The organism is Loktanella sp. DJP18, from assembly GCF_049310965.1.
In the GTDB taxonomy this organism is placed as follows: domain Bacteria; phylum Pseudomonadota; class Alphaproteobacteria; order Rhodobacterales; family Rhodobacteraceae; genus Loktanella.
In genome coordinates this window covers 1-11,291 of the sequence record NZ_JBMERN010000038.1, presented here as the reverse complement: position 1 = coordinate 11,291, position 11,291 = coordinate 1, and the positions used below count along the sequence as shown (strand labels likewise).

General features: G+C 66.7%; 8 protein-coding genes. 7 read left to right on the top strand and 1 reads right to left on the bottom strand.

The window, feature by feature from the left end; all coding sequences use genetic code 11:
* Positions 1–101: 101 nt before the first annotated feature.
* Positions 102–2,882: a DUF4159 domain-containing protein gene (locus ACOI1H_RS12475; RefSeq protein ID WP_422437881.1), complete on the top strand. Its 2,781-nt coding sequence runs from the start codon at positions 102–104 to the stop codon at positions 2,880–2,882.
* Between the two features lie 79 nt (positions 2,883–2,961).
* Positions 2,962–5,046 carry a hypothetical protein gene (locus tag ACOI1H_RS12470; RefSeq protein ID WP_422437879.1) on the top strand — a complete coding sequence of 695 codons (2,085 nt, stop codon included), beginning with the start codon at positions 2,962–2,964 and terminating at the stop codon, positions 5,044–5,046.
* Here the strand turns inward: ACOI1H_RS12470 and ACOI1H_RS12465 are convergent.
* Positions 5,043–5,741 (bottom strand): DUF599 domain-containing protein, encoded by a 699-nt coding sequence (locus ACOI1H_RS12465; RefSeq protein ID WP_422437878.1) that lies wholly within the window; start codon positions 5,739–5,741, stop codon positions 5,043–5,045. The two genes, ACOI1H_RS12470 and ACOI1H_RS12465, sit on opposite strands and share 4 nt — an antisense overlap.
* Before the next feature lie 80 nt (positions 5,742–5,821).
* On the opposite strand from ACOI1H_RS12465, the gene ACOI1H_RS12460 reads away from it, so the two are divergent.
* The 5 genes from ACOI1H_RS12460 (at position 5,822) to ACOI1H_RS12440 (ending at position 11,287) form a co-directional block, all read left to right on the top strand.
* The gene (locus ACOI1H_RS12460; RefSeq protein WP_422437877.1) at positions 5,822–7,255 is read left to right on the top strand and encodes an FAD-linked oxidase C-terminal domain-containing protein; all 1,434 of its coding nucleotides are present in this window, start codon (positions 5,822–5,824) and stop codon (positions 7,253–7,255) included.
* Positions 7,256–7,317: 62 nt separating this feature from the next.
* Complete coding sequence (locus ACOI1H_RS12455) at positions 7,318–8,400, top strand: FAD-binding protein (RefSeq protein WP_422437875.1); 1,083 nt, start codon at positions 7,318–7,320, stop codon at positions 8,398–8,400.
* Positions 8,400–9,797 carry a glycolate oxidase subunit GlcF gene (gene glcF / locus ACOI1H_RS12450; RefSeq protein ID WP_422437873.1) on the top strand — a complete coding sequence of 466 codons (1,398 nt, stop codon included), beginning with the start codon at positions 8,400–8,402 and terminating at the stop codon, positions 9,795–9,797. The genes ACOI1H_RS12455 and glcF overlap by 1 nt, the downstream gene beginning before the upstream one ends.
* 71 nt (positions 9,798–9,868) lie before the next feature.
* On the top strand, positions 9,869–10,681 hold the full coding sequence (locus tag ACOI1H_RS12445) for a trypsin-like serine peptidase (RefSeq protein ID WP_422437871.1): 813 nt from the start codon (positions 9,869–9,871) through the stop codon (positions 10,679–10,681).
* Between the two features lie 135 nt (positions 10,682–10,816).
* Complete coding sequence (locus ACOI1H_RS12440) at positions 10,817–11,287, top strand: Hsp20 family protein (protein ID WP_422437870.1); 471 nt, start codon at positions 10,817–10,819, stop codon at positions 11,285–11,287.
* The last annotated feature ends 4 nt before the right edge of the window (positions 11,288–11,291 follow it).

The window sequence follows — 11,291 nt, the reverse complement described above, 5'->3', positions numbered from 1 at the left end:
GTTGAAAATACCTCTGTGGTCGCCGTTGTCGTGCCATTGGTCCAAGAGACTATGGCGACGGACGCGCCCCGGAACGTCGCACCAAACACAAGGCCCGCCTGATGTTCACCCTCGGCCCCCTCGCCTTCACCGCGCCTTGGCTGCTGCTGGGCCTGATCGCGTTGCCGATCCTGTGGATCCTGCTGCGCGCGGTGCCGCCGGCCCCGATCCGCCGCCGCTTTCCGGGCGTCGCACTACTGCTGGGACTGACCGACGACGAGGCGCAGTCCGATCGCACACCCTGGTGGTTGCTGCTGCTGCGGCTTGCCGCCGTCGCCGCCGTCATCGTCGGGTTTGCCGGCCCGATCCTGAACCCGCAGGCCGCCCGCCCCGGCACCGGTCCCTTGCTGATCGTCGCCGACGGCACTTGGGCCGACGCCCGTGACTGGGACGTCCGGACCGACCGGATCGCGGCCTTGCTGAGCGAGGCCGCACGCGCCGGGCGCAGTGCGGCCGTCGTCACGCTGACGGCACCGCCCGTTGACGGTCCCGACTTTCAATCCGCCGATGTGATCGCCCAGCGCCTGCCGAACCTGACGCCCACCGCCTGGGAGCCTGACGCCGAGGCGGTCGCTGCCTTTGCCGACACGCTGACCGGCAGTTTCGATACCTTCTGGCTGTCCGACGGACTTGCCCGCGACAGCCGCGAGCCCTTGCTGTCGGCTCTTGAATCCCGCGGCAGCGTCACCGTCTTTCAGACTCCGCGCAGCACCGTCGCCCTGCGTCCCGCCTGGTTCGAGGACGGCAATATCGTCCTGTCTGGCGCGCGCACGCCCACTGGCCCGGCGCTGACGGTCCCCGTGCAGGCCATCGGCCTTGATCCGGCCGGGGCCGAACGCGTGCTGGCGGCCGTGGACATGACCTTTGCCGCCGGTGATGCGGTGGGCGAAGTGATCCTTGCCCTGCCGCCCGAGTTGCGCAATCGCGTCAGCCGCTTTGCCATTGCCGCCACGCGGTCCGCCGGGGCCGTCACACTGACCGACGATGCCCTGCGCCGCCGCGAGGTCGCACTGATCGCCGGCGAAGGCGAGGCCGAGGGCCTCGACCTGCTGTCGCCGCTCTATTATTTGCAAGAGGCCCTGGCCCCGACCGCCGATCTGATCGACGGCACGCTGGAGGACGTCCTGCTGGCCAATCCCGACGTGATCGTGCTGGCCGACGTTGCAAATCTGGCGGGCACCGAAGAGGAGAGCCTGCTGCAATGGGTCGAAGCGGGCGGCCTGCTGCTGCGCTTTGCCGGACCGCGGCTGGCCGCGTCAGATGTCGGGCGCACGACCGAAGACCCTCTGCTACCCGTCCGTCTGCGCGCCGGTGGCCGCAGCGTCGGCGGCGCGATGAGCTGGGGAGAGCCAAAGGCGCTGGCCCCCTTCCCCGAAGGCTCGCCTTTCTTTGGCCTGACCGTGCCCGATGACGTGACCGTGGCGTCGCAGGTGGTGGCCCAGCCCGATCCCACCTTGGCCGAACGGTCGCTGGCGCAACTGGCCGACGGCACGCCGCTGGTCACGCGCAAGACCCAGGGCGAAGGCCAGATCGTGCTGGTTCATGTGACCGCCAATGCAGAATGGTCCACGCTGCCGCTGTCGGGCCTGTTCGTGCAGATGCTGGAACGGCTGGCGATCTCGACCCGGCCAACCGCCCCGGACGCGACCGCCCTTGAAGGCACGGTCTGGCAACCGCAGGCGCAGCTTGACGCCTTCGGGCGGCTGGACGATGCAACGTCCGAAGCCGGGATCGCCGGCGAGGTGCTGACACAGGGCATAGCCGGGCCGGACCTTCCGCCGGGCCTCTATGCAAGTGACGATCTGCGGGTTGCCGTAAATGTCGCCGGACCAGAGACGACGCTGGCCACGGCACAATGGCCCGCCCGCATCCCGGTCGAAGGGCTTGTGGTCGCGGAAGAAACGCCGCTGAAAGGCTGGCTCCTGGCCGCCGCTCTGGCCATGCTGATGGTCGACGTGATCGCCTCGCTTGCCGTCGGCGGACGGCTACGCGGCCCACGCGCCGACGTCGCGGCGGCGCTGCTGCTGGCGCTGCTGGTCGGCGTCGCACCGCAGCAGTCACAGGCGCAAGGTGATCCGCAGGACACCGACCCCTTCGCGCTGGAGGCGACCCGCAACGTCGTTTTGGGCTACGTCCAGACCGGTGACGCCGAGGTCGACCGCATCTCCGAAGCCGGGCTGCGCGGCCTGTCTGACACGCTTTTCCGGCGCACCTCGGTCGAGCCTGCGCCACCGATGGCGGTGAACCTCGAAACGGACGAGCTGGCGTTCTTCCCCTTCCTGTACTGGCCGGTCGTTCCGAACGCCCCGTTGCCAAGCAGGGACGCCTACGCCAAGCTGAACCGCTACCTGCGGACCGGCGGCATGATCCTTTTCGACACGCGCGACGCGGACACCGCGCGTTTCGGATCGTCCAGCCCCGAGGGCCGGCAGTTGCAGGCGATCGCCCGGTCGCTGGACATCCCGCCGCTGGAACCAATTCCGACGGATCACGTGCTGACACGCACGTTTTACCTGTTGCAGGACTTTCCGGGTCGCACCGACAGCCGCGACGTCTGGGTCGAAGCGGCACCGCCGGGTGCAGAACTGGCCGACGGAATGCCGTTCCGCAACCTCAACGACGGGGTGACGCCTGTGGTGATCGGCGGCAACGACTGGGCCCGCGCCTGGGCCGTCGACGAACGCGGCAGCAGCCTGTTTCCGGTCGGACGGGGTCAGGCCGGGGAAATCCAGCGCGAATTCGCGTATCGCTTTGGCGTGAACCTGATCATGCATGTGCTGACCGGCAACTACAAATCCGACCAGGTGCATGTCCCGAACCTGCTGGAAAGGTTGGGGCAATGATCTGCCGTTGCAACTGGTGCCGCCGCAGTCTGCCTCCGGCGGGGATATTTAAGACCAGACGAAGCCGGAAGGGCACGACATGACCGGAACCGTGATCCTCGATCCCCTGCTGCCCTTGCTGGTGATCTATGCCGTCGCTGCCCTCGCAGTCGTCGGCGTGGCGCTGGCGATCTGGCGGCGGTTGCCGGGGTGGTGGCTGCGCGGGCTTGCGGGGCTGGCGCTGCTGGCGGCGCTGCTGAACCCGGCGATCCAGCGTGAAGACCGCGAGGCCCTGTCGGACATCATCGTGCTGGTCGTGGACCAATCCGCCAGCCAGCGCATCAGCGACAGACCCGAGCAGACAGAGGCTGCCCTCGCCAACGTCCGGGCCGAGGTCGCAACGCTCGACAATACCGAGTTGCGCATCGTCACGCTCGGCGATGGCGAGGGTGATAGCGGCACTCAACTGATGACCGGCCTGTCCGAAGCGCTGGCCGAGGAACCGCAAGGCCGGATCGCCGGTATCATTCTGCTGTCGGACGGGCGGTTGCACGATCTTGAACGCACGCCCGCATTGCCGGCCCCCCTACATGCCCTGCTGACCGGCCAACCCGAGGATTGGGACCGGCGGCTGGTCGTGTCGAACGCGCCCGCCTTTGCCATTCTGGGAGAGCCCGTGACGCTGACGCTGCGGATCGAGGATCAGGGTGCCGCCCCGACAGCCGACGCCTTCGTGCCGCTGACCATCAGCATCGACGGTGCGGCGCCGCTGCCCTTCGACGTGCCGGTCGGGCAGGACATCGAACTGCCCGTGGACCTGCCGCACGGCGGAATGAACGTCCTGCAATTCGAAACCCCCGCCGTGGACGGCGAACTGACCGCCCGCAACAATGCCGCTGTCGTGCAGATCAACGGCGTGCGCGACCGACTGCGCGTGCTGCTGGTCAGCGGCGAACCCCATGCGGGCGAACGCACCTGGCGCAACCTGCTGAAGGCGGATGCGGCGGTCGACCTCGTGCACTTCACCATCCTGCGCCCGCCCGAAAAGCAGGACGGCGTGCCGGTCGAGGAACTGTCGCTGATCGCCTTTCCCACCCGAGAGCTGTTCATGGAGAAGATCGAGGATTTCGACCTGATCATCTTCGACCGCTACCGCAGACGCGGCATCCTGCCATCGCTCTACCTCGAGAATATCGCGACCTATGTCCAGAACGGTGGTGCGGTGCTGGTGTCATCCGGCCCGGAATACGGCGGCGCGGAAAGCATCTTCCGCTCTCCCCTCGAAACGATCCTGCCCGGCGTGCCGACCGCACGCGTGTTCGAGGAGGGCTATGTGCCGCAGGTCAGCGATCTGGGGGAACGCCATCCGGTGACAGAAGGTCTGGAGGCCATGTCGCCGCCACCGGAAGACGGTGATGGACCGGGTTGGGGTCGGTGGTTCCGCTTGGTCGACACGACGGTGCCAGAGGGCGCGGAGGTGCTGATGACCGGCCTCGACGACCGCCCCCTGCTGACGCTGAACCGTGTGGGCGAGGGGCGCGTGGCCTTGCTGGCCTCTGACCAGAGTTGGCTGTGGGATCGCGGCTACGAGGGCGGCGGGCCGCAGGCGGAACTGCTGCGCCGGCTCGCCCACTGGATGATGAAGGAACCGGAGCTTGAGGAAGAGGCGTTGTGGGTCGAGCCTACCGGCCAGACCATGCGCATCATCCGCCGCACGCTGGAGGAGGAGACGCCGGACGTCACCGTCACCGGCCCCAGCGGCACCGAGACTGTTCTGACGCTGGAAGAGGTCAGTCCCGGCCGGTTCGAAACCTTGTGGGAGACACCCGACGTCGGCCTGTATCGGTTGACGGACGGCACGCTCGACAGCGTGATCGCGCTGGGACCGGCGGCACCTAAGGAGTTCGAGCAGACCATCGCAAGCGGCGAGGATCTGGCCCCCGCCATCGAGAGCACGCGCGGCGGGTTCGCGAATGTCTCGGACGGCGACATCGACCTGCGCAGCGTGCGCGAAGGCCGGCCCGCTGCCGGGCGGGGCTGGCTGGGGATCACGCCGCGCGGGGCCTATCGCACGGACTCGATCAGCGTGACGCCGGTGCTGCCCGCCTGGGCGTTCCTTTTGGTCGCGGCGCTGCTGACAGTCGGTGCCTGGCTGCGCGAAGGGCGCGGCCGGACACGCCGCTAGACGACCTTGCCCATCAGGATACGGCGGGGGTGGGATGCGAACTCGCGGCTCCAGATCGTCCAGGCGACAAGGACCGTAGCCACGATCAAGGCCCATGCGCCGATCAGCCAGGCCAGTGCGGCCAGCGCAAAGTACATCGCCCGCAAACCGCGGTTGAAATTCATCGCGGCCCGCACGTTCAACTCTCCCGCCTGCGCGGCAAGGGGGTAGGCGTCCGGATGGTCCGCATCCTGCGGCACCGCCCCCATCAGGACCGAACAATAGCCGAAGACGCGGTTGGACCAGACGAATTTAAGGAAAGCCGTCACGAGGAACAGCGTCACCAGCCCCAGCTTGATCTGCCAGATCAGCGTCGGCGTTTCCTCCAGCATGACCTCGGCCGCCACGCCGCGCAGGGGATCGGTGTTGCCGATCAACGCCAGCACACCGCCGATGGCAAGCAGGCTGGTCGAGGCGAAGAACGACGTGCCTTGACGCAGGCTGGCCAGGATTTGGCTGTCGAAGATGCGCGGTTCGCGGGTCACGAAGACTTTCATCCAGTCGCGGCGACGCTGCGCGACCAAGACCGTAACAGAGGGGCGGCCCGCAGGGGGGTGTTCGATGATCCAGCCCAGCGCGATCCACAGGATCACCATCAGCGCCAGCGCCGCGATGTCGATCAGGCCCAGGGCCGCCAGAAGCGAGGTGAGTGTCATGTCTTCGTCTAGCATAGCCGCCCTGCCTTGCCATCGCGAGAAATTGGTTATAATATCTTACCAATCCCGGAGGATTGCCCATGCACATGCCAGTTCCCAGCCCCCGTGTCATTGCGCTGAAATCGCAACTTGCGGACCGCTTGCGCGGGGTTCTGCCCGCCGATGCCGTCATCACCGACATCGCGGAGACGCGTGCCTACGAATGTGACGGGCTGTCGGCTTACCGCTGTCCGCCGCTGCTGGCCGTGCTGCCCGCCTCGACGCAAGAGGTGTCGGATGTGCTGCGCATCTGTCACGACATGGGCGTGCCGGTCGTGCCGCGCGGGTCCGGCACATCGCTGGCCGGGGGGGCCATGCCGACGGCGGACAGCGTTATCCTGGGCGTCGCGCGGCTGAACGCCGTGTTGGAAACCGACTATGCCGACCGGATTATCCGGGTCCAGACCGGGCGCACGAACCTGAGTGTCACCGGTGCGGTGGAGGCGGACGGTTTCTTCTACGCGCCCGACCCGTCCAGCCAACTGGCCTGCGCGATTGCAGGCAATATCGCGATGAACTCCGGCGGGGCGCATTGCCTGAAGTACGGGGTCACCACGAACAATCTTCTGGGCGTCACGATGGTGATGATGGACGGCACCGTGGTCGAAATCGGCGGCGCGCATCTGGACGCGCCGGGTCTTGATCTGCTGGGCGTGATCTGCGGATCGGAGGGGCAGCTTGGCGTCGTGACAGAGGCGACCTTGCGCATCCTGCGCAAGCCCGAAGGCGCGCGGCCCGTGTTGATCGGATTCAACGGCAATGCCATCGCCGGGGCCTGCGTGTCGGACATCATCAAGGCCGGTGTCCTGCCCGTCGCCATCGAATTCATGGACCGCCCCTGCATAGAGGCGTGCGAGGCCTTTGCGCACGCAGGCTATCCGGACTGCGAGGCACTGCTGATCATCGAAGTCGAAGGGTCTGACGCCGAAATCGATCATCAGCTGACCCTGATCGAGGAGATCGCGGCGCGTCACGATCCGGTCGAGGTCCGTCAGGCCCGTGACGCCGACGAGGCCGCCCGCATCTGGCTGGGCCGCAAGTCGGCCTTCGGCGCGATGGGGCAGATCAACGACTACATGTGTCTGGATGGGACGATCCCCGTGACGGAACTGCCAAACGTGCTGGACCGAATCCGCCAGATGTCGGCGGAATACGGGCTGGACGTGGCCAACGTCTTTCATGCGGGCGACGGCAACATGCATCCGCTGATCCTGTACAACGCCAACACCCCCGGCGATCTTGAACGCTGCGAAGCCTTTGGGGCCGCGATCCTGAAGCTGTGCGTGGAGGTCGGCGGTTGCCTGACAGGCGAGCATGGTGTGGGCATCGAAAAGCGCGAGTTGATGCACGTACAGTTCAACGCCGCTGATCTGGACGCGCAGATGGCGGTGAAGGACGTCTTCGACCCCGGCTGGCTGCTGAACCCGGCCAAGGTGTTTCCGCTGGACGCCAGTGCCGCACACCGGGCGGCGTAGCCTTTGGGGTTAGCCCCCAAACCTCCGGGATATTTGCGACGAGTAGAAGACAGGACCTGCGCATGGTGCCATCCAACGAAGACGAACTGGCCAAGATCGTGCGCGACGCGTCTGGCCCGCTTGCGGTGTCGGGGGGCGGAACGCGTGGGGTGTCCGTCGAAGGACAAAAGCTTGCGACATCGGGGCTTTCGGGAATCACGCTTTACGAACCCGGCGCGCTGACTTTGGTCGTGAAGGCGGGCACGCCCTTGGCCGAGGTCGAGGCTGCGCTAGCGGCCGAGGGGCAAAGGCTGGCCTTCGAGCCTTCGGATTTACGGACCCTGATGGGAAGCGATGGCACACCGACCATCGGCGGAGTCGTCGCGACCAATGCGAGTGGGCCGCGCCGCATTCAGGTCGGGGCGTCCCGTGATCACCTGCTGGGCGTGCGCTTTGTCGATGGGTCGGGGCATATCGTCAAGAATGGCGGTCGCGTGATGAAGAACGTGACGGGCTACGACCTGGTAAAGCTGATGGCGGGGTCGCATGGCACCCTTGGCGTGATGACCGAAGTCAGCCTGAAGGTGCTGCCGATACCTCAGGCGACGGCGACGGTTCATGTGGCAGGGCTGGACGATGCGCAGGCCGTCGCTGCCATGTCGGCGGCGCTGGGGTCGCCCTATGATGTGACCGGCGCGGCCTGTATCGATGGCACCGTCATGGTGCGGCTGGAGGGGTTCGCGGACTCTGTCGATTACCGGGCCCGAAGGCTGGCGGCCGAACTGGGTGTGTTCGGCCCCGCCACGGTGGAAGAGGCCGACTGGCAGTCCCTGCGCGATTGCACCGCCTATGCGGACAGGCCGGGCGATGTCTGGCGCGTGTCGGTCCGACCATCGGCCATGCCGGACACCGTCGCGGCCTTGCGTGCGGGCGGCGACGTGACGGTGACCGCCGACTGGGGCGGCGGGCTGCTGTGGGTGCTATGCGCCCCCAACCGTGACCTGCGCCGCGACATCGCCGGCGGCCACGCGACGCGGGTGCGCGGCGCGGACGATCCCGCGATCCCGCGCTTTCATCCTGAACCGGCCACCAACGCGGCCCTCGCCGCCGGATTGCGCCAGCGTTTCGATCCGCGGGGCATCCTCAACGCCGGAGTCATGGGCTGATGCAGACGACATTCACCGACGCGCAGTTGCGCGACCCCGGCACGGCCCGTGCCAACCAGATCCTGCGCGCCTGTGTGCATTGCGGATTCTGCACGGCGACCTGCCCGACCTATCAGGTTCTGGGCGATGAGCTCGACAGTCCACGCGGGCGCATCTATCTGATCAAGGACATGCTGGAAAACGAACGTGTGCCAGACGCCAAGACGGTTCTGCACATTGACCGCTGCTTGTCGTGTCTGGCCTGCATGACGACGTGTCCGTCCGGTGTGCACTATATGCACCTTGTCGATCACGCGCGGGCCTACATCAATGAGCATTACAAGCGTCCGCCTGGCGACCGGGTTCTGCGCTGGGTGCTGGCGCGGGTGCTGCCCTATCCGGGGCGGTTCCGGCTGGCTCTGTTGGGGGCGAAGATGGCGCGGCCCTTTGCCGGGCTGATGCCCGATCCGCGCCTGCGGGCGATGATCCGGATGGCCCCCAAAGTCATTCCCCCGGTCAGCCGCAACGACGATCCGCAGACCTTTGCCGTGGCGGACCCCAAGATGCGAGTGGCCCTGATGACCGGTTGCGCCCAGCGCGCGCTGAACACCGACATCAACGACGCCACGATTCGCCTGCTGACTCGGCTTGGGGCAGAGGTCGTGATCCCCGGGGGTCAGGGCTGCTGCGGCGCGCTGACCCACCACATGGGGAAAGAGGACGAATCCCACGCCACCGCCGCCCGCAACATCCGCGCCTGGACGGCGCAGATGGACGACGGCGGGCTGGATGCCATCGTCATCAACACGAGCGGTTGCGGCACGACGGTCAAGGATTACGGTCACATGTTCCGCAACACCGATCTGGCCGCCGACGCGGCCCGCGTGTCCGCCATCGCGCGTGACGTAAGCGAGGTGCTAGTGGACCTGCTGCCCGCCGGTTCGCCGCATCTGGACCTGAATGTCGCGAAGGGTGGCATCGCCGGGACGGATGCGGCCCGCCTGCCGTCCGAACCCGCAGGCACCAATACCGGCGGCCTGCGTGTCGCCTATCACGCCGCCTGTTCGCTGCAACACGGCCAGAAGATCAAATCCGCCCCGAAAGACCTGCTGAAACGTGCGGGCTTTACGGTGCTGGAGCCTGCGGACAGCCACCTGTGCTGCGGATCGGCTGGCACCTACAACCTGATGCAGCCTGAAATCTCGGGCCAGCTGAAGGCGCGCAAGGTCGCAACACTGTCTGCGCTGAAACCGCAGGTCATCGCCGCCGGCAACATCGGTTGCATGATGCAGATTGGCACCGACGCGGGCGTGCCCATTGTCCACACCGTCGAACTGCTGGATTGGGCAACCGGTGGGCCACAGCCACCGGCCTTGTCGCGCCCCGCGATAGCGAACCCGGTTCCCATTCTGCGATAGCCTGTCATAATCCGGCCCGATTGGCATGCGACGGCTGACCCGATCACGGCCCGATCATGGAAAGGCATCGCATGCGGCGGATACTGGTGGCGCTTCTGACGGTCTGGGCGGGCGTTGCCACGGCGCAGGACACCCTGTTGCAGACCCTCGACACCGGCGATGCCAGTCGCGGTTGGCAGGCGGTCGGTCGGCTCGACATAGACCGCAGCGGGTTCTGCACCGCCGCGCTGATCTCTGAAAGCCTGATCCTGACGGCGGCGCATTGCGTCTATGCAGAGGATGGCCGTCCGATCCTGCCGGAGAAGTTCACCTTTCTGGCGGGCCTGCGCGACGATCGCGCAATGGCGACGCGCGCCATCATCCGTGTGACCCCGCATCCCGCCTATGTCCATCACGACACCGAAGCACGCGACGAGGCTGTGGCGGTCGACATGGCCGTGCTGGAGCTTGATCGCCCCGTGCGCCTGCCCAGCCTGCACCCTTATGGCATCGGCCCCGCCCCGCGGGGTGACACAGAGGTTGCCGTCGTGTCCTATGCTCGCCAACGCGCCAATGCGGCAAGCCTGCAAAAGACCTGCCACGTCCTCGATGCGGCGCGCGGTGTCCTGATGATGAGCTGCGCCGCCGACTTTGGTGCAAGCGGTGCCCCGGTCTTCTGGACGGTGGACGGTGTGCCGCGCATCGTCGCCGTGATGTCGGCAAAGGGCACTTCGCAGGGCACGCCCGTGTCGCTGGCCGTCACTGCCGCGAGTGCGATCGACGCGGTGCTGGTGGCCCATCGGTCGGGCGTAAACAGTGTGCAACCCCCAGCCATCGCAACGCAGCCGCGGTTCACGAGCAGTGGCACGCGCAATGACACCGGGGCGAAATTCGTCAGGCCGTGACGCGACACGCCTCTTGAAGCGGTGAAAAGGGTTTCCCACATATCCGACAGGACGGTGCAATTACGGGCCGTTCGACAGAAAGCCTGTCCCCTGCGGGAAGGCCATATCGTTGTCGCTTTGAAAAGGATGGCTCCCATGCGTAGTTTCGACCTGACTCCCCTATACCGCGCCACCGTCGGCTTCGACCAGATCGCCGACCTGATGGACCGTGCCCTCGCGTCCGACGTCGGGCAGACGACCTACCCCCCTTACAATATTGAAAAGACCGAGGATGATGCCTGGCGCATCTCGATCGCCGTGGCAGGCTTTTCGGATACCGACTTGGGGATCGAGGTGAATGACCGCGCCCTGATCGTCACCGGCCGCAAATCCGAGGACGAGAGCGCGCGCAAGTTCCTGCATCGCGGCATCGCCACCCGCGCGTTCGAGCGTCGCTTTCATCTGGCCGACCATGTGCGCGTTACCGGTGCAAGCCACGTCGACGGGATGCTGCACATCGACCTTGCCCGCGAAGTACCCGAAGCGCTGAAGCCGCGCCGCATCGCCATCGAAAAGGCCGCGCCTTCGGCCCATACAGATGTGGTCGACGCCAAAGCCGTCAACTGATCCC